Here is a 23,428-nt window from a genome sequence, read left to right on the forward strand (position 1 = left end):
CTTCAAGAGCGCGCGACACGGCTATCACCCGCGATCGCCTGAGCATTGCTGTTGCTTCTCGTCGCATGCCATTCTATTTCCAGAACCGTGTGAAAGATGCGCTCTTCTTCGGAAAAGCGCCGCCAAGGATGGAACTCGCAATGAGCGATCTCAGGCTGCTGGCCATGGACAAGGACGATCTCGATATCGTCTCGGCGCATATGCAGGACAGCGTGTTCAAGGCGCCGGATATCGTCTGGGATGCCAGGCGCCAGCAGTTTTCGCTCGCCGTCAACCGCTTCGTCTGGGAAAAGAGCGATCGCCGCGCCAGGGGGCATGAACGCCGCCGTGCGCTGTTGGTGTTCAAGCGCGTGCAGGCAGTTCGCTCGCTCGGCGTCAGCCGCGGCGATGACGCGGCCGTGCATGCGTTGCTGGCAGTGCGCTTCGAGCAGAAGGGCGAAGGGCCGGAGGGCACGATCGAGCTGACGCTTGCGGGCGAGGCCGCCATTAGTCTCGATGTCGAATGCATCGAGGCGCAGCTTGCCGATACAGGCGGCGCTTGGGAAACCACCAACAGGCCGAACCACGCCTGACGGGCGGCTGGCAGGCAGCATGAATGTCGCAGTGTCTTTATTCACGCCATCGGCGTCGTTAGGCGTTGCAGGAAGATGTGAAAGGGGATGACGAGTGGCAATCTGGCTTGAGCAACGGGCAGCGGATTTCGAGGCGCAGTTCAAGGCCTTCCTGACGACGAAGCGGGAAGTGTCGGAAGATGTGAATGCGGTGGTGCGCGATATCGTCAAGGATGTGCAGGCGCGCGGCGATGCAGCACTTGCCGATTATTCGCTGCGGTTCGACAAGGTCGATCTCGATACGGTCGGGCTGCGCGTCACCGAGGCCGAAGTCGATGCCGCCGTCGCCGCCACCGATCCGCAAGTGCTCGACGCGCTGAAGCTCGCGGCGGAACGCATCGAAAGACACCATGCCCGCCAGATGCCGAAGGACGACATCTACGAGGATGCGATCGGCGTCGGTCTCGGTTCGCGCTGGACGGCCATCGAGGCGGTCGGGCTTTATGTGCCGGGCGGCACGGCGAGCTATCCGAGCTCGGTTCTGATGAATGCCGTGCCGGCTCGTGTCGCCGGTGTGCCGCGCATGGTCATGGTCGTGCCGGCCGGTGGCGGTGCCATCAATCCCGCGGTGCTGGCCGCTGCCCGCATCGCCGGGGTCACGGAAATCTATCGCGTCGGCGGCGCGCAGGCTGTCGCGGCACTCGCCTATGGCACGGAAACGATCGCGCCGGTCGCCAAGATCGTCGGCCCCGGCAATGCCTATGTCGCCGCTGCCAAGCGTCAGGTATTCGGCACGGTCGGCATCGACATGATCGCCGGGCCTTCGGAAGTGCTGGTCATTGCCGATGCCGAGAACGATCCCGACTGGATTGCCGCCGACCTTCTGGCCCAGGCCGAACACGATGCCGGCGCGCAGTCGATCGTCATCACCGACAATGCCGAATTCGGCCGCGCCGTCGAGACGGCCGTCGAGCGCCAGCTGAAGACGCTGTCCCGCACCGAAACCGCCGCCGCCAGCTGGCGCGATTTCGGCGCCGTCATCCTGGTCGATGATCTGGCAGCCTCCATACCGCTTGCCAACCGCATCGCGGCAGAGCATCTGGAACTGGCCGTGGCCGATCCCGATGTGCTGATGGCCGGTATCACCAATGCCGGCGCGATCTTCATCGGCCGCCACACGCCGGAAGTGATCGGCGATTATGTCGGCGGCTCCAACCACGTCCTGCCCACCGCACGTTCGGCGCGGTTCTCGTCGGGCCTCGGCGTGCTCGATTTCGTCAAGCGCACATCCATTCTGCGGCTCGGCCCGGAACAGCTGCGCGCGCTTGGCCCTGCCGCGATCACGCTCGCCCATTCCGAAGGGCTCGATGCCCATGCCCGTTCCGTCGCCATCCGGCTCAACCGGGAGCGTTGAGCCATGGCGGCTGGCGACTTCCGGCTCTGCGACATCGTCCTCGACGGCAGTGTCGGCCGGTCGACGCCGGATGTCGAGCATGAGCGCGCCGTCGCCATCTTCGATCTCGTTGAAGAAAACAGTTTTCAGCCGATCGGCCATGACGGCGGGCCCTATTGCCTCAGCATCGCCGTCAACGGTCCGCGTCTGGTCTTTGTCATCACCACGCAGGAGGGCGGCGAGGTCGCAACCCATATCCTGTCGCTGACGCCGTTCCGCCGCATCATCAAGGATTATTTCCTGATCTGCGAAAGCTATTACGAGGCCATCCGCTCCTCTACCCCAAGCCAGATCGAGGCGATCGATATGGGCCGCCGGGGCGTTCACAACGAAGGATCGGAAACCCTGCAGGACCGGCTGAAGGGCAAGATCGAGGTGGATTTCGATACCGCGCGCCGGTTGTTCACGCTGGTCAGCGTGCTCTATTGGAAGGGTTAGGGTCATGCCGACCGCCGCTGCCTTCGAAACCCATGTCGAACGGCCGAATGCGATCCTGTTCGTCTGCGGCATGAACGCCATTCGCTCGCCCATGGCCGAGGTGATTGCAAAACATCTCCTGCCGCACGATATCTATATCCAGTCGGGCGGCGTGCGGGCCGGCGATGCGGATCCCTTCGTCGATGTCGTGCTGGAAGAGCTCGGCCTTGAGCTGCGGCGCCACACGCCGCGCACCATGGAAGACCTCGAGGACGACTTTTTCGACCTGATCATCACGCTGGCACCCGAGGCGCATCACGCGGCCCTGGAACTGACACGGTCCAGTTCCGTCGAGGTGATCTACTGGCCGACGCCGGATCCGACGGTGGAAACCGGATCGCGTGAGCAGCGGCTGGAGGCGTATCGCGCCGTGCGTGATCGGCTTTGGGCGCTGATCGACGAACGTCTTGCTCGTGGGCTGCCGCGGCGCGCGCAAACGCCGTGATAGCTGGCGGCGGGCGACGAATTGACCGCGCGCTGCATAAGACGGAGAATCGATGTTCACAAAGCCGCGCTGATTGTGTAGTTTCCGCGCAAATTTCCAAGGCTGCCGGTCCGGCGGCCTATTCCGCATTCAAAAAAACAGGAAGACAAGCTCTAGATGGCTAAAGAAGAAGTTCTCGAATTCCCGGGCGTCGTGACGGAATTGTTGCCGAACGCGACATTCCGCGTGAAGCTGGAAAACGAACACGAGATCATCGCTCACACCGCCGGTCGCATGCGCAAGAACCGCATCCGTGTTCTCGCCGGCGACAAGGTGCTGGTGGAAATGACGCCCTATGATCTGACCAAGGGTCGGATCACCTATCGCTTCAAGTAAGCGGGCCTCATGGCGCAGGAACAGAAGCTCATCCTGGCCTCCGGCTCTCCGCGCAGGCTCGATTTGCTCAACCAGGCCGGCATCAGGCCGGCTCGGTTGATGCCGATGGATATCGACGAGACCCCGAAAAAGTCCGAGCATCCGCGCTCGCTGGCCCGCCGGCTGGCAACGGAAAAGGCCGAGGCGGCTCTCGCTGTCCTCAAGGGCGATCTGGAATGGCGCCATAGCTACATTCTCTCGGCCGACACCGTGGTCTCCGTCGGTCGGCGCATTCTGTCGAAGACCGAATATTCCGACGAAGCCTCCTCGGCGCTGCATCTCCTGTCCGGCCGCGGCCACAAGGTCTATACCGGTATCTGCCTCGTCACGCCCGGTGGTCAGGCCCGGATCCGCGTCGTCGAGACCAAGGTGCGCTTCAAGCGTCTGTCCGGCCTCGAGATCGACCACTACCTCGCCTCCGACCAGTGGCGCGGCAAGGCCGGTGCCTATGCCATCCAGGGCATTGCCGGCGGCTTCGTGCAGAAACTGGTAGGCTCCTATACCAATGTCGTCGGCCTGCCGCTGTACGAGACGCTCGGACTTCTGTCCGGCGAGGGTTTCGACGTGACCGCGGGCTGGGCCGAGGGATAATATCCCGTCGCCGCAAAGGCCGGCTCCATTCCGGCGCCATGCCGCCCGCGCCTCTCTGCAGCCGGTATGCGGAAGGGGACTATAACCCGATTGAAAGGATGAACATGTCTGATCCGATCAGGACCGGCGGCAAGGTCGAGCCGTTGCGAAAGACCATGCCATGCCCGGTCTGCAACAAGCCGTCGGTACGCGACCACTACCCCTTCTGTTCGGACCGCTGCCGCACGCTCGATCTGTCCAAATGGTTGAGCGGATCCTATGCCATTCCGGTCGCCGATGACGAGGCAAAGGCCGACGACGTCGACGAGCGCTGACCCCAAGCCTCGGTGCGACCGGCGCTTTTTCCGCTTCTGCACAGGGCATGTCCGCTAAAAGTGCGGAACCGTCAAAAAAGTGCAATGGAGCGCTTGCCATGGCCGAACAAGATGTTATAACCCCGCTCGCTCCCGGGGGAAACGACCTCCGGTCAGCCGGAAGCGGCTGATAGGCTTGACGAAAGCCCAGATGCCCGGATAGCTCAGTTGGTAGAGCAGCGGATTGAAAATCCGCGTGTCGGTGGTTCAAATCCGCCTCCGGGCACCATTTTTCTACATCAGAACCCCTGCTGTCGCCGTATATAGTCCATTCCATATTGCGGCCATGCTTGACATGCAGCCGCCCGGGCGCGACCCTGACGCATTCGCGGGGGAGGGGCCGGCGCATCACGCGCTTGCCGCGCCGCGATGTCGGAGGAGAATGCATATGACATGGCAGATCGTGCTGAAAGACGGGTCGCGTCACGAGGTATCTGGCGATATCCATTTCGAAAGCGTGCGCGGCAGCAAGCGGATCTACCCGAGCCCGATCGGCGGCGACAGCGATATCCTCGTGCGGGCCGTCGAACAGCATGACGTCGTGCTGGAATCGCCCCATGGCCATCATTACAAGGCAGCCGTCGAGATGGTCGACGGCAAATGGCGGGTGGTCGGGCTGTAGGGTTTATGCGCCGGCGGGCCGCGATGCCAGCCAGGTCTCGATGCCGGCTGCGGCAGTGCGGCCGGTCGCGAAACAGGCCGTCAGCAGATAGCCGCCGGTCGGCGCCTCCCAGTCCAGCATCTCGCCGGCCACGAACATGCCAGGCAAAGCCCGCAGCATGAAGCCTTCATCGACCGCATGGCGGACAATGCCGCCGGCTGAGGAGATGGCTTCGGCGATCGGACGCGGCGCGACGAGTGGTACCGGCAGGGCCTTGATCCGTGCTGCCAGCATCTCGTGACCGGCAAGCGTGCCGGCGCTCGATAGTTCGCGCAGCAGCGCCACCTTGGTGCCGTCGAGGCCCGCCCCCTTGCGCAACCGGTTGGAAAGGCTCGCCTTGCGATCCTGGCGGGCAAGATCGCGCGCCAGCCGATCCTGGCTGCGTCCGGGCATCAGGTCGAGCACCAGCGCCGCCTTCCCCGTCATGCGCAGGCGCTCGCGAAGGCTGCCTGAAAAGGCATAGACGAGGCTGCCTTCAATGCCGTGGCGGGAGATCACGAATTCACCGGGCAGCGTGTCGCTGCCGGCAACGGACACGGTCACCGACTTGACTGGGGCGCCGGCATTGCGGTCGCGGAAATGGTCGCTCCAGGCAACGTCGAAGCCGCAATTGGCGGGACGGAACGGGGCAATCTCCACGCCGCGGCTTTCGAGCCATGGCACCCAGGCAGCGTCCGAGCCGAGCCGCGGCCAGCTTGCGCCGCCAAGCGCCAGCAGCACGGCATCCGCCTCAAGGATCAAGGGGCCATCCGGCGTCTCGATCACCGGACGGTTTCCCTCAAAGCCCGCCCAGCGATGGCGGGTCATGATCTCCACGCCCTGTTGGCGCAGCCGCGCCATCCAGCCCCGCAGCAATGGCGAGGCCTTCATGACGGTTGGAAACACTCGGCCCGACGTGCCGACAAAGGTTTCCGTCCCGAGATCGGATGCCCAGGCGCGAACGTCATCAGGCGTGAACGCCTGCAGCGACGCGTGCAGCCAGTCATTGGCCTCTCCGTAGCGCCCGCAAAACGTCTCGAAGGCTTCGGAATGGGTGATGTTGAGACCGGATTTGCCTGCCAGCAGAAATTTGCGCGCCACTGTCGGCATCGCCTCGTAGACGCGCACGGCATGCCCGCGGGCGGACAGGATTTCAGCGGTCATCAGGCCCGCCGGGCCGCCGCCGATAATAGCGATCCGCGCGCCGTCTTTGGTGTTCGTCGCCATGCCGGTCAGCCGCCGTCCTGGCCACTGGCGCTCAGCAGCGATCGACCGAGCGCGATCAATTGCCGATCGCTGCCGGCCGGCCCCAGCAGGGAAATGCCGAACGGCGCGCCATCGACACGCCCCAGAGGCAGGGTGATCTGCGGAAACCCGGAAAGTCCGGCCCAGCAAAGCAGCCTGAGCGCCCGTTCGCGGTAACCCTGCAGCGCATCCAGGGAGAGGTCCTTCAGCGGTGCTGCGCCCGGCACAGTGGGAAGAACGAGGAAGCCGTCGCCACCTAGAAGATCGGCGAGATAGTCGCGGAAGACGGCGCGGTCGGCCATGTCCTGCCGGTAACGGGCGATGTCGATCTGCGCGCCGTAGGCAAAGCGGTCCCGCACGCCGGGTCCAAGCTCTCGGTCGGTCTGCGAAATCCAAGCGCCATGCGCCGCCCATGCCTCATAGGCCTGTATCCTGCGGAACAAGGTGTAGAGGCCGTCAATGCCGAAAGGGGGCGCGATCGTCGCGATGCGCGGCGTGCCGAGGATGGGGCGTGCGGCATCGCGCATACGGGCATATTCGTCCGTTTCCGCAGCGCCCGGCAGAACCGCATCGAGCGCCGGCACGGCGATGGCGCGGACCAGCGTTTCGTCATGGGGGTCTTCGCCCAGCAGCACCGCACCGACGGCCTCGTATACCGCAGCGTCACGCGCGAACCAGCCGAATGTATCAAGGCTCGCGGCAAGCGGCATGGCGCCGGACATCGGAATGCGCGCATGGCTGGTGCGCAGGCCGATCAATCCGCAAAAGCTCGCCGGCGCGCGGATCGAACCGCCCGTGTCGGATCCGCAGGCTATATCGACAAGGCGCGCGGCGATCGCTGCCGCCGAGCCCGAGGACGAGCCGCCGGTGACGCGGTCCGGCGCCGCCGAATTGATCGGATGGGGAAAATGGGCATTCTGACCCATCAGCGAGAAGGCAAGTTCGTCGGTCTGCGTCTTGCCCACATAGCGCGCGCCGGCATCCATGAGGGCCTGCACGGCAGGCATGGTTGCGGCGGCAGGCACGGAGGCCTCGAGAATCTGCGGGTTGCCGCAGCCGGTACGGTCTCCGGCGACGTCGAAAATATCCTTGACCGCCAGCGTCAACCCGGCGAGCGGGCCCGAATGCCCGTCGAAAGGCAGGTCGCGCAGCGGCGGGCGGTCAAGAAAGGCGTTCACGGTGTCCGGACTGTCGGTCATGGGCGCCTTCCTTGTCGGTCTGATGGCTGTCTTTCCGCGTCAGGCCATCCATTGCTGGATATAGGGCCACATCTGCTCCCAGCCGTGATAGAGCATCGTTGCCGCGACATAGACGATGACGGCCAGGCCGACATAGGCGATCCAGCGGTGGCGATGCAACAGGCGGGCGACGAGATTGGCGGCAAGCCCCATTAGCGCGATGGAAATGACCAGGCCGATGATGAGCACCGTCGTATGGTCCTGGGCCGCGCCGGCCACAGCCAGGACGTTGTCGAGCGACATCGAAACGTCGGCGATCACGATCTGCATGGCCGCCTGTGCGAATGTCTTCTCGACCCGCGTTTCAGCCGCCGCTGCGGCGTTCTCGGCATCTTCGGCGGCGTGGTCGGCGGAGCGCAGTTCGGTCCACATCTTCCAGCAGACCCAGGCCAGCAGCAGGCCGCCGATGAATTGCAGGCCGACAATGCCCAGAAGCTGCGCGGTCACGGCGGCAAAGCCGATGCGCAGCACGGTCGCTGCGATGATGCCGACAAGAATGGCTTTCTTGCGTTGCTCGGCCGGCAGGCCGGCGGCGGCAAGTCCGATGACGATGGCGTTGTCGCCCGCCAGAACCAGATCGATTGCAATGACCTGCAACAGCGCTGCAAAACCGGCAGCTGTGAAGATTTCCATAGTGTGACGTACCTTCTCCTCTGGAGCCTGCGGGCCGCAAGCGGTCGGCATCATGCCGGCATTTTGCCTCGAAACGGCATGATCCGTGCTGTCGCTACGGGTTTGGGCTCTTGAACTCCACGGTCACGGGTACTGACATTTGCGTGAGGATGGCAAGCGAAAACTTGACATGGACAGGGTTCGTCAGGGCTTCCTGTCCAGACGTGTCCTCAATCCCGCAAGGATGCGCTCGGCAAGGCCCTTGTAATCCTCGTCGAAATGGTGGCCGCCTTCGATGCGCACCGTTTCGACCCCGGATGACGCAAGCGTCGGGCAGGGGTCGTCGTCATCTTCCGTGCCATAGATGCACTGGACGATCCTGGGATCGATCCTGCCCAGATCCACGATGCTGTCGCCGCCCTTGCCCTCGCCGGCGACACCCAGCCACCCGGTGACGGAAATTTCGTAATCCACCTCGCGGGCAAGCGCGAGCAGCGACATCTGCACGACGCTCGCCTTGGGATCGGCCTGAAGGCGATTATAGGTCGCCGGCAGCACATCCGCGCCGAAGGAATAACCGATCAGCAGCACATGCTTGACGTTCCATTCGCGCCGGTAGGTGCGGATGATGCGCTCGAGATCGTCGGCCACCTGTTGCGGTTTCAGCTCGGTCCAGAAATAGCGCAGCGCATCCATGCCCACGACCGGAATGCCCTGCGCCTGAAGCGTCTCGCCGATCTCGCTGTCGATGTCGCGCCAGCCGCCGTCGCCGGAATAGATGATCGCCAGCGTATCGAGGGTCGGCGTTGCGGGCAGGATGGTCAGCGGCAGGCCAAGCGGCTGGTCGGTGCCGGCGGCGGCATCGATCTGGTCCGACAGCGTGGCGGCCAGGAGCTCGTTCGGATCGCCGTCGTTCTCGTCGACCTCGATCTCGCTCCAGGTCTTTTCAAGATCGCGGACATGCGCCTTGCCCTGCGCATCGGCCTGCGGCGACAGCACGACCGTGACCGGCGCCGGAAGCGGTCCTTCGGTCAGGGCATAGACGATACCGCCCTCGACCGGCGTCTTGGCGGCCGGGGTGCACAATTGCTTCGTCAGCGGAACGCGCGCGAGCGGATTAACGGCGATCGCTCCGTCGATCGTGGCGAACGGGCTTTGGGCGATCATGGCGAGAACCAGACCACCGCCGGCGCCGATGCCGGCCAGCATCGGACGATGATATCGGCTGTTGCCGCGCGCGCGCTGCACCTGCTGGGCAAGCGATTCGATATCGGAAATCGTGTAGATGCAGTCCTGACTGTCCTTGGCCAGCGAGGCCATGTAGGACGGAAAGTCGATGCCGACGACGATCGCGCCTTTCTGCGTCAGTGCCTGCGCCTGTTTCTCTTCCGCAGGCCCCCAGCCGGCTGCGTCCGAAATCAGAAACACGCTGGCGGTGACCTCGCCCTTCGGCTGGAAGATGTGGGGAGAAGGGATGAGGCCGGTATCGTAGCCGGCTGCGGCCTGTTGCGCGCTTGCGGGCAGGGCGCTCGCGCCGGCAAGGGCTGCGCAGATCATCAGGGAAACGAAACGGTTCATTTGCCGACCACTCCTCGAACACCTCCACTGATCAGGAGGGTGACATCCATCAGCGCCAGCACCGCGCCGGTGCCGCCGGAAACGGCAAGATAGCGCGGTTGCCAGCGCGGATGAAACTTCGATTTGAAGGCACGCAGGCCCTTGAAGTTGTAAAACCGTTCGCCGTGCTCGAACATCGTGCCGCCGATACGGTCCCAGACCGGTGCGATCTCGCGTTTCGACATGCCGGAAAGAGGCGCCATGCCGAGATTGAAGACCTGGTATCCGTCGCTCTTGAGCTGTTCCAGCAGGCTGACGAAGAGAAAGTCCATCGATCCTTTCGGCGCGTCCGGGGCAAAGCGCATGATGTCGACCGTCGCCTCATGCTTGGTCGAGGTCACGAAGATGGTGGCAAACGCGACGACACGGCCTTCCTTGCGCAAAAGCGCGACCGGCTGAGCGGTGACGTAGTCGTCGGTAAACGCGCCCAGCGAGAAGGTTTTTTCGCGGGTATTGTGCTCCGACAGCCAGGCGTCGGAAACGGCCCGCAGTTCGGAAAGGATCGGCGCCACATCGGGCGGCGCCACGATCGAGAACTCCAGTCCCTCGCGGACCCCCTTGCTGAGCGCCTGTCTGAGACCGGCCAAACGGCCGCCCTTGAGTTCGAAATGGGGCAGGTTCACGGACGCCATCTCGCCCAGCTTGAAGGCACGCAGGCCGGCATCGGCGCAGTAGGACAGCAGCGACGGCGAGACCTGATAGAGAACGGCGCGGCCACCGGCGGCGCGTGCCGTCTCCACGAACCGCCAGATCAGGTCTGCTGTGTCGTCCGCCGCGCCCACCGGATCGCCAAGCGCAATCCACGACCGCCCCTGGATGCCGTACATGATGAAGGCTTTGCCGCTGTCGGAAAACATCACCCGCTTGTCGCCCATGCGTACCAGATTGGCATCGGCCAGATCCTGGGTGCCGACGATCGCCACGGCTTTCTCCAGATCGTCCGGCTGCAATTCTTCCGGGTGGCTGAAGGCCGGACGCAGCAGGCTGAAGAAGGCGATGGCCGAGGCCGAAAGCGTCAGCGCCAGAAGCGCGCGAAGGCTGCGCGGGGCTTCCTGATCGAATTCGAACTGCCACCACAGATCACGGCTGTAATCGATATCGCGATAGACGAAGAACAGGATGGTCACGGCGCTGGCTATGATCACCAGCAGGGCCGCCAGCCATGCCGGGCTCAATGCCTGGCCGAACAGCGATGCCGGGCGGTTGAAGCGTTTGACGTTGAGGATCAGCGCGAAGATGAAGAGAGCAAGCACGGTCGCTTCGACCACGGCAATGCCCTTCAGGAAGGCAAGCACGAAGGCACCGATCGCGCAGATCAGCGACACCCACCAGGCACCGTCCAGCCGCTGGCCGAGCCCGCGTGAGGCGATGGCGAGGACGAGGCCGAGCAGGCTCGAAAACAGATGCGCGCCCTCGATGACCGGCAGCGGCAGATAGGCGGACAGAAAATCGAGATTGGTATCCGGCGTCGGCGTCACGCTGGAAAAGATCAGCATGGCGCCGAGAATGAGCCCGTAGGCGGAAAGCAGATGCGGCGCCAGTCGCACGGCCATATTGCCGATGTCGTTGGCGACCGGATGCTGCATCGCCTCGCGCAGTTCGGCACCGACAACCAGCAGCACGGCGATCACCAGCGGCAGCACGTGATAAATCACCCGGTAGAGCACAAGGCTGCCGAGCAGCGCGTCGAGGCTGATGGCATTGCCGAGCGCCCCGAGCATCACCGTCTCGAACACCCCAAGTCCCGCCGGGACATGGCTGAGCACGCCCAGTCCGACCGCCGTCGCATAGATGGCGAAGAATGTGGGCCAGCTGACATTGGTTTCCGGCAGCAGCACATAGAGCACGGAAGCGGACGCTGCGATATCGGCTGCCGTGATCAGGAATTGGCGCGAAGAGGTCAGCGTGTCGGGAAGGCGCAGCTTCAGCTTGCCAAGCGTGACGACCCGGCCGTTGCGGCCGACAAACATCAGCACGGCGAGAACGGCGATGACCGAAAGCGCGATCAGCCGCAGGAGACCGGTATCCATGCCGGCCACGGTGGCCAGGCGCGGCGCGGTCGCAAGCGCGGAGAAGGCGCCCACGGCGAGAAGCCCGATGCCGAAAGCCAGCGTGACGAAGGCGATCACGCGGGCGATCTCCTCAGGCGTCAGCCCGAGCCGGGAATAGGTGCGGAAGCGGATGGCGCCGCCGCTCAATGCGCCGAAGCCCGCCGTATTGCCGATCGCATAGGCGCTGAACGCCGTCATCGCCACCGGCACCGGCGGCAGTTTGCGGCCGATATGGTCGAGTGCGTTGAAATCGTAAAAGATCAGCGCCGCAAAACTGATGGCGGTAAACAGCACTGCCAGTGCCATGGAGGTCCAGGTCGTCTGCGACAGGGCATCGAGCACCTCGTCGTAACGAACCTCCTGCGTCAGCTTGTAGACCGCGACGGTCATCAGGCCGAACACCGCGATCACGGCAAGCGAGGCAAGATAGGTCCTGAAGCGCAGCAGCGCTACGAGAAGCGGACGGCGTTCGACGGCGCCGGCTGCAGCGTCTGGAGAGGCGGGCATGTTTGAGAGCGTCACGGGGCACCTGATCAACGGCTGCGCGAATTCCGTGTTTAACCCAACGGCAATTCAGGGCAAGCAATCCCTTTTCAATCGGGCGGAATTTCGGCCGGGAAAAGAACAGTCGGGTGCGGGCTGGATCGGTTCATGAGCGCAATCGAATGGAAATGCGGCGCGGACGATGGCCGTTACAGAATACGGCGCGATGCCGCCGTGCGCTTCTGATCCAGTCTAAGGATCTGTGCCATTGCAAGCAGGAATACGATAGAAATAAACATTGCGCATGCTTGAAGAACAATCATTGCTCTCTCTCTGATGGCGTCATGGCCTGAGGATGATGTAGTATTGGACCTCAATCTTGCTCGAAGCTTACCTGTTTGCACTTTGAAAAATTTTCCGAGCATCTATCGGTCGAAGTTTACGCGTAAAAGACCTCTCCGTTGCACCGTTCATTAACCTTCGGGCAAGGAATTAACCATACATATGAGGACACACGGCGAATGGCCGGACCTGCGTCCGACCGTCAGGCATGAAGCCGCCGACGTCGTACCGGTTCCGATCCGGTATCCATCATGACATTGCCAAGGGGCCTGGCGGCCGGAACGCGAAAGGCGCGCAGAGTGCGCCAAGGGTTCCGCGTAGGGTTCTTCGAACGGTCGGCCGCATCACGGCAGGCTCGGGCAGGCCGGCAGTGGGGAACGATCGAAAGTGCAGCCATCCGACCATGTCGGAACGTCAACGGGGACTGGATTTTGGGGCAGGATACGCCAATGGATCAGGCGAGAAGCGCACAGGCGGGCAGCCTGCGTGACCGCCTAGCCTTTGCCGGTCTCGACGCCGGCCAGTGCGATCTGCTGCGCCGTTTCCGCCCCATGCTCGAAGAGCAGCTGCAGACGGGCCTGCGCGATCTTTTTCTCCGTTTCCAATCTTTCCCCGATGCCGCCCGCAATTTCGAAAACGAACGCCAGCTCGATCGTCTGCATGACCTGCAGGCCTCCCACTGGAGCGTGCTGACCGATGCCCGCTTCGATGCGCTCTATGCCGAGCGGGTAAAAGTTCTTTCTGACGCCGAAAGCCGCATGGGCCTTGATCCACGCTGGCATGTGGCCGGTCATGCGGTGATGCTCGAACATCTGGTGGCGGCACTGGTCGAACAGATCGGTGCAAAGTCGCTTCTGCCGGGCGCGCGCCGTCGCGACCAGGAAATCTCCGAAGCCATCGCCGCTGTCATCCGCCTCGTCATGGTCGATGTCGAGATCGCCGTCTCGCTGCGTTTCAACGAGTTGCGCCAGCGCCACCAGCGCTCCGCGCAGGAACAGCGGAAGGGCGATCAGGCCCAGGCTGTCGATACGTTCTTCGATTTTGCTTCCGCTCTCTCGATGAAGGATCTGACGGCGCGCGTGGAAGGCGACGTGCCGGATGTCTATTCGGAACTGGCCGGCATTCTCAATCAGGCCGCTGAGGCCATGCGCGGCGCGATCGAAACCGTCGGCGACAGGATGAGCCGCATCGATGCGCTGTCCGGCGGCCTCATCGCCGACGCCCGCACCGTTGCCACCGAGACGGCCGAACATGCCCGCCATCTTGCCGATACCTCGGGTGAATTGCGCGAACTGACCATCCGTTTCCGCGATACCGCCAGCCGTACCGTTGCCGCCGAACAGGCGGCAAGCGAGACCCGCAAATCGGTTGAGGAAAGCGGCGAGATCGTCGGTCGCGCCATCAACGCCATGACCGACATCGAACAATCGGCGGAAAAGATCGGCGAGATCATCGGCGTCATCGACGAAATTGCCTTCCAGACCAATCTTCTCGCGCTGAACGCCGGTATCGAGGCGGCGCGTGCCGGCGAGAGCGGTCGCGGTTTTGCCGTTGTCGCTCAGGAAGTGCGCGCGCTTGCGCAGCGCTCGGCCGATGCCGCCCGCGAGATCAAGACGCTGGTGTCCGGCACCAAGACCCAGGTCGGCGCCGGCGTCGACATGGTTCATCGCACGCAGGATGCCATTGCCGGCATCGTCCGCCAGGTCTCCGACATAAACGACAGCATTGCCGGCATAGCCCATGATAGCGGCGAACAGGCGCAGTGTCTCGATCGCCTCAGCGGCGAAATCGGCGGGATCGGGCAACGCGTCCTGGCGACCGCGGATATCGCGTCGCGCTCCGGTGCCAATGCCGACGAACTGCATACCGTCATTCTCGAACTGGGCCAGACGGTGCGCGAATTTCGCATTGCCCGCCAGGCCCATGAAAAGGCCAATCGCCCAACCCCGCGCGTCCAGTTGCAGCAGGCAGAAGGCGAAGCCGAAGAATACCATAACCCGGTGCATCAGCTGTTTTCGGCGCAACTCGCCGCTTTCAGGGGCTGAGATGCCGACAAGCAATTTTCTTTTTATGCCAACGACAAGGATCGGCTGATGGCGAGCAAGAAAGCAGACAAGGGAAGCCTCAAGCTGGTTCCCATACTCGACCTCAACGAAGCGTCGGTCCTGCATGGCCAGTTGACCAACATGCGCGGCGAGGACGTCAGAATAGACGCTTCCGAAGTCGAGCGCGTCGGCGTCCAGTGCGTCCAGGTCATTCTGGCCGCGGCCAAGACCTGGGAAACCGACAAGAAAAATTTTGTCTTCGAAAAGGTTTCGGAGGCTTTCGAAAAGACGATGCAGCTCATCGGCATCGATATTGAACATCTGCTCGCCAAGGAGATCCGGCAGTGAAGAAAAAAGTCCTGACAGTGGATGATTCCAGAACGATCCGGAACATGCTTCTGGTTACCCTCAACAATGCCGGTTTTGAAACCATTCAGGCCGAAGACGGCGTCGAAGGCCTCGAAGTGCTCGAAGGCTGCAACCCGGACGTCATCGTCACCGACATCAACATGCCGCGTCTCGACGGCTTCGGCTTCATCGAAGGCGTTCGTCGCAACGAAAAGTACCGCGCCATCCCGATCCTGGTCCTGACCACGGAAAGCGATGCGGAAAAGAAGAACCGCGCCCGCCAGGCCGGTGCGACGGGCTGGATCGTCAAGCCCTTCGACCCTGCAAAACTGATCGATGCGATTGAGCGTGTAACCGCCTGATACGGGAATTCCTGAAATGGATATGAACGAAATCAAAGAGATCTTTTTCCAGGAATGCGAGGAACAGCTCGCCGAACTGGAATCCGGTCTTCTCAAGCTGAATGATGGCGACCGCGACCCGGAAACGGTGAATGCGGTGTTCCGTGCCGTCCACTCGATCAAGGGCGGCGCCGGCGCCTTCGGTCTCGACGACCTGGTTTCGTTCGCTCACGTCTTCGAGACCACTCTCGACTGCGTGCGCTCCAACAAGCTGGAGCCCAATCAGGACGTTCTGAAGGTCATGCTGAAATCGGCCGACGTTCTGGCCGACCTCGTCACCGCCTCGCGTGATGGCGGCAGCGTCGACGAAAGCCGTTCGCGCACGCTCGTCAAGGAACTTGAAGCGCTGGCCAAGGGCGAAATGCCGAGCGGTGGTGCTGCCGAGGCCCCGAAGTCGGCTGCAGCCGCACCGGTTGCCGCCGCACCCGCGCCGACCGACGACAGCGGTTTCCAGCCGGTCCCGTTCTCGTTCGATGACGATTTCGGCGGCGACGACGATGCCGACAAGGCGGTCTTCGAAGTGACCTTCAAGCCGCGTCGCGAGCTGTATTCCAAGGGTAACGAGGCGGCTCTGCTTCTGCGCGACCTGTCGCGTCTCGGCAGCATGGCCATCAATTGCGATATCGATGCCCTGCCTTCGCTCGAAAAGATGGATCCGGAAGAGACCTATTTTTCCTGGACGATTTCCATCACGACCGACAAGACCGAGGAGGATATCCGGTCCGTCTTCGAATTCGCCGAATGGGATTGCGATCTGGAGGTGAAGGAACTGGCTGCGGAAGCCGCTGAAGAACTGCCGATGGTGCCGGTTCCATTCGATCTGTCGGCGCTCGACGACGAGCCCGCCGCTCCACCGGCCGCTGCTGCCGCAGCACCGGCCGAAACCAAGATGGCCGCCGCCGCTGCCCGCGTCGAAAAGAAGGAAGCGGCTGCCGCTCCGGCCCCTGCCGCCGCCAACAATGCTGCGGCTGCCGCCAACGCCGCCGGCCAGACGATCCGCGTCGACCTCGATCGCGTCGACCGCCTGATCAACCTCGTCGGCGAGCTTGTCATCAACCAGGCCATGCTCTCGCAGAGCGTCGTCGAAAACGACACGAATGGCACCTCGTCCATCAACATGGGTCTCGAAGAGCTGCAGCAGCTCACCCGCGAGATTCAGGACTCGGTCATGGCCATCCGTGCGCAGCCGGTCAAGCCGGTCTTCCAGCGCATGTCGCGTATCGTCCGCGAAGTGGCCGACATGGTCGGCAAGTCGATCCGTCTTGTCACCGAAGGTGAAAACACCGAAGTCGACAAGACGGTTATCGACAAGATCGCCGAGCCGCTCACCCACATGATCCGTAACGCCGTCGACCACGGCATCGAAAGCCCCGAAAAGCGCGAGGCCGCCGGCAAGGATCCGGAAGGCACGATCAAGCTTTCGGCAAAGCACCGTTCGGGCCGCATCCTGATCGAACTGATCGACGATGGCGGCGGTATCAACCGTGAGCGCGTGCGCCAGAAGGCCATCGACAACGACCTGATCTCCCCGGATGCCAACCTGTCGGACGAGGAAATCGACAACCTCATCTTCGCGCCGGGCTTCTCGACCGCCGACAAGATCTCCGACATTTCCGGCCGCGGCGTCGGCATGGACGTGGTCAAGCGTTCGATCCAGGCACTCGGCGGTCGTATCTCGATCTCCTCGCGTCCGGGCCTCGGCTCGACCTTCACCATGAGCCTGCCGCTGACGCTCGCCGTCCTCGATGGCATGGTCGTCACGGTCGCCGGCCAGACGCTGGTCGTGCCGCTCACGGCAATCGTCGAAACGCTTCAGCCCGAAGCGTCTGCCATCCACTCGTTCGGCGCCACCCAGCGCCTGATCTCGATCCGCAACTCCTTCTGCCCGCTGGTCGATGTCGGTCGCATCCTCAACTTCCGCGCCACCCAGGCAAACCCGGTCGAAGGCGTGGCGCTGCTGGTGGAATCGGAAGGCGGCGGTCAGCGCGCCCTCATGGTCGATGCCATCCAGGGCCAGCGTCAGGTCGTCATCAAGTCGCTCGAAGCCAACTACACCCATGTTCCGGGCATCGCTGCCGCAACCATCCTCGGGGATGGCCGGGTCGCACTCATCCTGGATGTCGATGCGGTCGTGGGCGCCTCGCGCGGACAGTCGATGAAACAGGATGGTGGCGCCCTCAAGGCGGACGTGTCGCTGGCAGCGGCCGGTTGATAGCAAAGTCTCAACAGACGGAAACGTAGCATGTCGTATATCGTGAAAAATCTTGCTCAGGGTGACCGGGAACTCATCGCGTTCCGCGTTGGCGATCAGGAATTTTGCGTGAATGTCATGGCGGTGCGCGAAATTCGCGGCTGGACGAAAGCCACGCCCATGCCGCACGCGCCCTCCTACGTCATCGGCGTGATCAATCTGCGCGGCGCGGTCCTGCCGATCGTGGATTTCTCCGCCCGTCTGGGCATGCGCCGCACCGAGCCGACCGCCCGCCACGTCATCATCGTGTCGCAGGTCGGCTCGCGCATCGTCGGTCTTCTTGTCGAGGCGGTGTCGGACATCCTCACCGTCACGCAGGAAAACATCCAGCCGGTGCCGGAAGTCGCGTCCGACCTGGTCAAGCAATATGCGCGGGGCATTCTCGCGATCGAAAAGCGCATGATCTGCATGATTGAACTCGATTCCCTGTTCCCCGAGACCGAAAGCGAAGCCGCATGAAGGCGATGAGCGCCCTGGATAGCCGGCAGTCACCCGACGAGATCCTCGCCAGCGGGGAATACCCGCTGTCGCGCAAGGACCTCGCTGATATTGCCGCGATGATCTATGCCGATGCCGGGATCTACTTGAACGACAGCAAGGCGTCGCTGGTTTATTCCCGCCTGTCGAAACATATCCGCAACCTGGGTCTCAGCGGCTTTCGGGAATATTGCGCGCTGGTTTCCTCGCCGGAAGGTGCGGGACCGCGACGTGAAATGCTGTCGCATCTGACGACCAATTTCACCCGCTTCTTCCGCGAGAACCACCATTTCGAACATCTTCGCGACGAGGTTCTTCCGGGCCTTCTCAACCGTGCCCGCTCTGGCGGCCGCGTGCGCATCTGGTCCGCTGCCTGTTCCGACGGGCAGGAGCCCTATTCCATCGCGCTGACCGTGCTGGGGATGATGCCGAATGTCGCCGATTACGACTTCCGCATTCTGGCGACGGATATCGACCCGAAGATCCTGGCGCAGGCGCGCGCCGGCGTCTACGACGAAAATGCCCTGGAGACCGTCTCGCCGGCCATGCGCAAGCAATGGTTCCGCGATGTCGATGCCGGCGGGCGCCGCAAGTTCCAGGTCGATGACCGTGTCAAGAAACTGATCACCTTCAACGAATTGAACCTGATGGCGCAATGGCCGTTCAAAGGCGGTTTCGACGTCATTTTCTGCCGCAATGTGGTGATCTACTTCGACGAGCCGACGCAGATGAAGATCTGGACGCGCTTTTCCACCCTGCTTCCCGAAGGCGGGCACCTCTATATCGGCCATTCCGAGCGTGTGTCGGGGGATTCGAAGAACTTTTTCGATAACATCGGAATAACCACCTACCGCTATACCGGTAAGGGTGCAGGAAGGAGAGCTTGAGCATGCCGGCACGCGTTCTCGTCGTAGATGACTCGCCCACCATGCGCGGCCTCATCACCGCGGTCCTGAATTCCGATCCTGACGTCAGCGTCATCGGCCAGGCCGGCGATGCCATGGAAGCGCGCGCAGCGATCAAGGAACTCAATCCCGATGTCGTCACGCTCGATGTCGAGATGCCCAACATGAACGGGCTGGAATTCCTCGACAAGATCATGCGGCTGCGGCCCATGCCGGTCATCATGGTCTCGGCCATGACCCATCACGGCGCCAATGCGACGCTTGCGGCGCTCGAAATCGGCGCCTTCGACTGCGTCGGCAAGCCCGCGCCGGGTGACGTGCGTCCGTTTGGCGATCTCGCCGACAAGGTCAAGGCGGCTGCCCGCTCCACCCTTCGCCGCAGCGCAGCCCCGGCCGCCGCCGTGACGCCGACGACAGAATACAAGGTCGGCCGTAAGGTTGTCGCCATCGGCTCGTCTACCGGCGGGGTGGAGGCGCTCATAACAGTACTTCAGAACTTTCCAAAAAACTGCCCGCCGACAGTAATTACGCAGCACATGCCGTCGACGTTTACCAAAAGTTTTGCAGAACGTCTTAATCGTATCTGTGCGCCTGTTGTGCAGGAAGCCACCGATGGTGCCCGGCTGGAGATCGGCAAGATCTATCTGGCGCCCGGTGGCGATCGGCACCTGCAGGTGGTCAATCCGTCCGCTCCGGTCTGCCGACTGGTCGAGCGCGATCCGGTCAACGGCCACAGGCCGTCGGTGGATGTGCTGTTCGATTCGGTCGCCGAACTGGCCGGTCGCAATGCCGTCGGGGTCATCCTCACCGGCATGGGCCGCGATGGAGCCTCGGGCCTGCTCAAGATGCGCCAGGCCGGCGCGCGCACGGTGGGCCAGAACGAAAAGACATGTGTGGTCTACGGCATGCCGCGGGTCGCATACGAAATAGGGGCGGTTGAGACCCAGCTGCCCTTGAGCTCCATCGGTGAGGAAGTTTTGAAATTAACCGCCGCCCGCAAAGAAGGTACTGAATAAATGTCTATCGCTGAAAAAATCAAAGTTCTGATCGTCGACGATCAGGTCACCAGCCGCCTCCTGCTCAGCGACGCCCTGACCCAGCTCGGCTTCAAGCAGATCACCGCTGCCGGTGATGGCGTCCAGGGCATGAAGATCATGAGCGAGCAGCCGCATCACCTGGTCATCTCGGACTTCAACATGCCGAACATGGATGGCATCGGCTTCCTGCAGGCCGTTCGCGCCAATCCCAACACCAAGAAGGCCGCCTTCATCATCCTGACGGCGCAGGGCGACCGCGCGCTGGTTCAGCGGGCTGCCCAGCTTGGCGCCAACAACGTTCTGGCCAAGCCGTTTACCATCGAAAAGATGAAGGCTGCCATCGAGGCAGTATTCGGAGCCCTTAAATGAATGACCTGGCGGGTGCCAAGCGAGTCCATATAATCCAGGGCGAATTCAAGGTCGTGGACGATCCAAACATCGTCCTTTCAACGATCCTGGGTTCGTGCGTGGCTGCCTGCCTTCGTGATCCTGTCGCCGGCGTCGGCGGCATGAACCACTTTCTCCTGCCCGGATCCGGCGGTGCCATGAACGGAGGCGGAGATGCAAGCCGTTACGGCGTGCATCTCATGGAACTGCTGATCAACGGGCTTTTGAAGAAGGGCGCCCGACGCGAACGGCTGGAAGCCAAGATCTTCGGCGGCGCGAAGACCATTGCCAGCTTCTCCAATGTGGGGGAACAGAATGCTGCTTTCGCCGCCGAATTCTTGCGCGACGAAGGCATTACCGTGGTCGGCGCGTCGACGGGCGGAGAGTTCGGACGCAAGCTCGAATACTGGCCCGTCAGCGGCCGGGCTCGCCAGTATCCGCTGACCGGCGCGGAAACCCAAAAGACCGTCGCGGCCGAGCAGCGCATTCCCAAACCGGCCCCCAAGCCGGTCGAAGACTCAATCGAATTTTTTTGAAATCTTTTATTACGATATGTCGGATCGTTGGGGGCGGGGGCCGCTGCGATCTTTTGCCTGCCAATTTTGAGGAAAGCCATGAACGACCTTATGCCGCCGCCATCCGCTTCCCTCGAGGAAGCGCTGCCCGACGTCCTGATGCGCCTCGTCACCGAGCTGCACGATGTCGCCTATCTGATCGAGCGGATCGAGCCGCAGCTGCTCGAGATTGGTGGTCCCGAGGCCGGCATGTCGGCGGAAACGATCAAGATCATCCAGGGCATAGACCTGGCCGTGCAGAAGACCCGCGGTCTGGCCGAATTCATCGACACGATCACCGCCTCCATTCCGCAGGAATGGATGGTCGATGTCTCCACCGCGCTCAGTCTCGTCAAGCTCGCGGACATGCAAAAGGCGCTCGGAAAGGGACTGCGTCACGGTCATTCGCAGCCGCTGAGCAAGGTCGCCGGAGATTTCGACTTCTTCTAATAAACCCTGACTTTCGGGGGTATCTGTCCCGCAAGCGAAACGCTCGCACAAGCTTCGCGAACTAGGGTGCCATTGGGCATAAGGCTCAAAACTCTTGTTCATGATGCGGGAACAGAATGAATCTGTTAGCTCAATTTCAGCAAATCGGTAAAAATATCACGTCATTAGGCCAGACCAAACTGCTGGCGCTGGCAGGCGTCGGTATCGTGTCCATGGCGATCGTCATTGCGGCCGCCATGTTCGTCAATAAGCCGGCCTATGAAAATCTTTATGTCGGTCTCGAGACGACGGACCTCAATCAGGTCTCGATCGCGCTTGCCGAAAGCAATATGGATTTCCAGGTCGGTGCCGATGGGCAAAGCATTGCCGTTCCAGTCGGCATGACCAGCAAGGCGCGCATCATGCTGGCCGAACGCGGCCTGCCCAACAGCGCCAATGCCGGCTACGAACTGTTCGACAAGGTCGGCTCGCTCGGCCTCACGTCGTTCATGCAGGAAGTGACCCGCGTTCGCGCGCTTGAAGGCGAAATCGGTCGTTCGATCCAGCAGATCAGCGGCGTCGCCGCGGCCCGCGTCCACATCGTCATGCCCGATGTCGGCAATTTCCGCCGCGCCGGACAAAAGCCGACCGCATCGGTGATGATCCGCGCCAGCACGACCACCGGTCGAAAGGCCGCGTCCTCGATCCGCCACCTCGTTGCCTCTGCCGTTCCCGGCCTCGACGTCGACGACGTGACGATCCTTGATTCCACCGGCCAGCTGCTCGCCTCGGGCGACGACTACGGCAACAGCGCGCTTAGCCGCAATCTCAACATCGTCCAGTCGGTGCAGCAGGAAGTCGAACAGAATATCGACAAGGCGCTCGCCCCCTTCCTCGGCATGGACAATTTCCGCTCCAGCGTTACGGCCGCACTCAACACCGACAGCCAGCAGATCCAGGAAACCGTCTACGATCCGGAATCGCGCGTCGAGCGCTCGGTCCGCACCACCCGCGAAAACCAGCAGTCGCAGCAGCAGCAGAACGACTCGGCCACCACTGTCGAGCAGAACGTGCCGCAGGCCGCACCGGAAACGGGGGGCGCCAACGGTCCGCAATCTTCCGACAAGTCCGACAAGCGCGAAGAACAGACCAACTACGAAATCAATTCCAAGACGGTCGCAACTACGCGCAACAGCTACAAGCTGGAAAAGATCTCGGTCGCCGTCGTCGTCAACAAGGGTCGTATCGGCAAGCTTGTCGGCGAACCGGTCGATCAGGCCAAGATCGACGCTTATCTCGCCGAGATGCAGAAGATCGTCGCATCGGCGGCCGGCATCAATCCGGAGCGCGGCGACGTGGTGACGCTGACGGCGATGGACTTCCTCGAAAACCAGCTGCTCGAAGAAGCCGTCACCTCCGGCCCGGGTTTCGCGGATGTGCTCAACCGCAATCTCGGCGGCATCATCAACTCGCTTGCCTTCGTCCTGGTCGCTTTCCTGGTGGTCTGGCTTGGCCTGCGCCCGATGATCCGCAGCGTCGCCGGTGGCGGCAGCAGCGCCGCTCCGGCAGGGGAACTTGCCGAAGAAGGTCTCGGCCTGGAACTGCCCGACTTCTCCCCTGGCACGGCAAGCCCTGCGCTGATGGATGGGTTCGGCGCGGACTTCGGCTTCGACAGCTCGGACGATGTCTTCGGTGGCGGCGACGATCCGAACGGTGGCTTCAACCGTCGCGTCAAGGAAGGCCCGGAAAAGCGTCTGTCGCGCATGGTCGAGATTTCGGAAGAACGTGCAGCCAAGATCCTGCGCAAATGGGCTGTCGATCGCGCCGCCTGAGGCAGATTCACGCCTTCGTGATAACAGGGGTCGACGCAAGTCGGCCCCTTTTTTCGGTCCAGACTCGTTGGTCATTGCGGCGAAACAGTGGTGGTGACAGCCACACCTGCCCGCAGACTTGTGCAGTGCACAGCATTAATCGCGGAGCGGCGATAGCAATTCCTTTACGGATTCCTACAATGCAGTGATTCGTTGCGGCGAATGGTTGTGTTCGTGGAGGTCATGTTTACCGCGGGTCGGTGCTCAATCG

Annotated in this window: 25 protein-coding genes and 1 tRNA gene; 21 read left to right on the forward strand and 5 right to left on the reverse strand. The window is 62.6% G+C overall.

The genetic code is table 11. The features are described from left to right. The first annotated feature begins 140 nt into the window (after positions 1-140). From ACQKKX_RS17060 to ACQKKX_RS17100, 9 genes are all read left to right on the forward strand, one after another. The gene (locus tag ACQKKX_RS17060; RefSeq protein WP_427572305.1) at positions 141-572 is read left to right on the forward strand and encodes a DUF2948 family protein; all 432 of its coding nucleotides are present in this window, start codon (positions 141-143) and stop codon (positions 570-572) included. Positions 573-666: 94 nt separating this feature from the next. Beyond that, positions 667-1,965: a histidinol dehydrogenase gene (gene hisD, locus ACQKKX_RS17065; RefSeq protein ID WP_427572306.1), complete on the forward strand. Its 1,299-nt coding sequence runs from the start codon at positions 667-669 to the stop codon at positions 1,963-1,965. 3 nt (positions 1,966-1,968) lie between these two features. Continuing rightward, complete coding sequence (locus tag ACQKKX_RS17070) at positions 1,969-2,442, forward strand: UPF0262 family protein (RefSeq protein WP_427572308.1); 474 nt, start codon at positions 1,969-1,971, stop codon at positions 2,440-2,442. A gap of 4 nt (positions 2,443-2,446) precedes the next feature. After that, the gene (locus ACQKKX_RS17075; protein WP_427572310.1) at positions 2,447-2,926 is read left to right on the forward strand and encodes a low molecular weight phosphatase family protein; all 480 of its coding nucleotides are present in this window, start codon (positions 2,447-2,449) and stop codon (positions 2,924-2,926) included. A gap of 156 nt (positions 2,927-3,082) precedes the next feature. Beyond that, a complete protein-coding gene (infA, locus tag ACQKKX_RS17080) occupies positions 3,083-3,301 on the forward strand; it encodes a translation initiation factor IF-1 (RefSeq protein WP_004435948.1) in 219 nt (72 codons plus the stop codon). A 9-nt stretch (positions 3,302-3,310) separates the two neighbouring features. Further along, the gene (locus ACQKKX_RS17085; protein ID WP_427572313.1) at positions 3,311-3,931 is read left to right on the forward strand and encodes a Maf-like protein; all 621 of its coding nucleotides are present in this window, start codon (positions 3,311-3,313) and stop codon (positions 3,929-3,931) included. 116 nt (positions 3,932-4,047) lie between these two features. Then, the gene (gene yacG, locus ACQKKX_RS17090; RefSeq protein ID WP_427572503.1) at positions 4,048-4,245 is read left to right on the forward strand and encodes a DNA gyrase inhibitor YacG; all 198 of its coding nucleotides are present in this window, start codon (positions 4,048-4,050) and stop codon (positions 4,243-4,245) included. Between the two features lie 192 nt (positions 4,246-4,437). After that, positions 4,438-4,513: transfer RNA gene (locus ACQKKX_RS17095), tRNA-Phe, on the forward strand. A 159-nt stretch (positions 4,514-4,672) separates the two neighbouring features. Further along, positions 4,673-4,906: a hypothetical protein gene (locus ACQKKX_RS17100; RefSeq protein WP_427572314.1), complete on the forward strand. Its 234-nt coding sequence runs from the start codon at positions 4,673-4,675 to the stop codon at positions 4,904-4,906. A gap of 3 nt (positions 4,907-4,909) precedes the next feature. Here ACQKKX_RS17100 and ACQKKX_RS17105 read toward each other — a convergent pair whose 3' ends face one another. The 5 genes from ACQKKX_RS17105 to mprF form a co-directional block, all read right to left on the reverse strand. Further along, positions 4,910-6,151: a TIGR03862 family flavoprotein gene (locus ACQKKX_RS17105; RefSeq protein WP_427572315.1), complete on the reverse strand. Its 1,242-nt coding sequence runs from the start codon at positions 6,149-6,151 to the stop codon at positions 4,910-4,912. Positions 6,152-6,156: 5 nt separating this feature from the next. Then, positions 6,157-7,368, reverse strand: a complete 1,212-nt coding sequence (locus ACQKKX_RS17110; RefSeq protein WP_427572316.1) for an amidase — start codon at positions 7,366-7,368, stop codon at positions 6,157-6,159. A 39-nt stretch (positions 7,369-7,407) separates the two neighbouring features. Continuing rightward, on the reverse strand, positions 7,408-8,040 hold the full coding sequence (locus ACQKKX_RS17115; RefSeq protein WP_427572317.1) for a TerC family protein: 633 nt from the start codon (positions 8,038-8,040) through the stop codon (positions 7,408-7,410). A 183-nt stretch (positions 8,041-8,223) separates the two neighbouring features. Then, entirely contained in the window at positions 8,224-9,597 is a 1,374-nt protein-coding gene (locus tag ACQKKX_RS17120; RefSeq protein WP_427572319.1) for a virulence factor family protein, read from the reverse strand. Continuing rightward, on the reverse strand, positions 9,594-12,194 hold the full coding sequence (gene mprF / locus ACQKKX_RS17125; protein WP_427572320.1) for a bifunctional lysylphosphatidylglycerol flippase/synthetase MprF: 2,601 nt from the start codon (positions 12,192-12,194) through the stop codon (positions 9,594-9,596). The genes ACQKKX_RS17120 and mprF overlap by 4 nt, the downstream gene beginning before the upstream one ends. On the opposite strand from mprF, the gene ACQKKX_RS17130 reads away from it, so the two are divergent. From ACQKKX_RS17130 to fliF, 12 genes are all read left to right on the forward strand, one after another. Then, positions 12,193-12,342, forward strand: coding sequence for a hypothetical protein (locus ACQKKX_RS17130; protein WP_427572322.1), 150 nt, complete (start codon positions 12,193-12,195; stop codon positions 12,340-12,342). The two genes, mprF and ACQKKX_RS17130, sit on opposite strands and share 2 nt — an antisense overlap. Positions 12,343-12,961: 619 nt before the next feature. Then, a complete protein-coding gene (locus ACQKKX_RS17135; protein WP_427572324.1) occupies positions 12,962-14,557 on the forward strand; it encodes a methyl-accepting chemotaxis protein in 1,596 nt (531 codons plus the stop codon). A gap of 48 nt (positions 14,558-14,605) precedes the next feature. Then, positions 14,606-14,905 carry an STAS domain-containing protein gene (locus tag ACQKKX_RS17140; RefSeq protein ID WP_427572326.1) on the forward strand — a complete coding sequence of 100 codons (300 nt, stop codon included), beginning with the start codon at positions 14,606-14,608 and terminating at the stop codon, positions 14,903-14,905. After that, entirely contained in the window at positions 14,902-15,267 is a 366-nt protein-coding gene (gene cheY1, locus ACQKKX_RS17145; RefSeq protein ID WP_112727556.1) for a chemotaxis response regulator CheY1, read from the forward strand. The genes ACQKKX_RS17140 and cheY1 overlap by 4 nt, the downstream gene beginning before the upstream one ends. A 16-nt stretch (positions 15,268-15,283) precedes the next feature. Beyond that, on the forward strand, positions 15,284-17,518 hold the full coding sequence (locus tag ACQKKX_RS17150) for a chemotaxis protein CheA (RefSeq protein ID WP_427572328.1): 2,235 nt from the start codon (positions 15,284-15,286) through the stop codon (positions 17,516-17,518). Between the two features lie 30 nt (positions 17,519-17,548). Further along, entirely contained in the window at positions 17,549-18,016 is a 468-nt protein-coding gene (locus ACQKKX_RS17155) for a chemotaxis protein CheW (RefSeq protein WP_427572329.1), read from the forward strand. Next, positions 18,013-18,921 carry a protein-glutamate O-methyltransferase CheR gene (cheR, locus tag ACQKKX_RS17160; protein WP_427572331.1) on the forward strand — a complete coding sequence of 303 codons (909 nt, stop codon included), beginning with the start codon at positions 18,013-18,015 and terminating at the stop codon, positions 18,919-18,921. The genes ACQKKX_RS17155 and cheR overlap by 4 nt, the downstream gene beginning before the upstream one ends. Next, the gene (cheB, locus tag ACQKKX_RS17165; protein WP_427572333.1) at positions 18,918-19,955 is read left to right on the forward strand and encodes a protein-glutamate O-methylesterase CheB; all 1,038 of its coding nucleotides are present in this window, start codon (positions 18,918-18,920) and stop codon (positions 19,953-19,955) included. Before cheR ends, cheB begins: the two co-directional genes overlap by 4 nt. Continuing rightward, positions 19,956-20,345 (forward strand): response regulator, encoded by a 390-nt coding sequence (locus ACQKKX_RS17170; RefSeq protein ID WP_112727551.1) that lies wholly within the window; start codon positions 19,956-19,958, stop codon positions 20,343-20,345. After that, positions 20,342-20,899 (forward strand): chemoreceptor glutamine deamidase CheD, encoded by a 558-nt coding sequence (cheD, locus tag ACQKKX_RS17175; protein ID WP_427572335.1) that lies wholly within the window; start codon positions 20,342-20,344, stop codon positions 20,897-20,899. Before ACQKKX_RS17170 ends, cheD begins: the two co-directional genes overlap by 4 nt. Positions 20,900-20,977: 78 nt before the next feature. Further along, on the forward strand, positions 20,978-21,367 hold the full coding sequence (gene cheT / locus ACQKKX_RS17180; protein ID WP_427572337.1) for a chemotaxis protein CheT: 390 nt from the start codon (positions 20,978-20,980) through the stop codon (positions 21,365-21,367). A 116-nt stretch (positions 21,368-21,483) separates the two neighbouring features. Beyond that, positions 21,484-23,178 (forward strand): flagellar basal-body MS-ring/collar protein FliF, encoded by a 1,695-nt coding sequence (gene fliF, locus ACQKKX_RS17185; protein WP_427572339.1) that lies wholly within the window; start codon positions 21,484-21,486, stop codon positions 23,176-23,178. Positions 23,179-23,428 lie beyond the last annotated feature (250 nt).

The sequence above is a fragment of the Neorhizobium sp. NPDC001467 genome (assembly GCF_050275975.1).
GTDB lineage: Bacteria > Pseudomonadota > Alphaproteobacteria > Rhizobiales > Rhizobiaceae > Neorhizobium.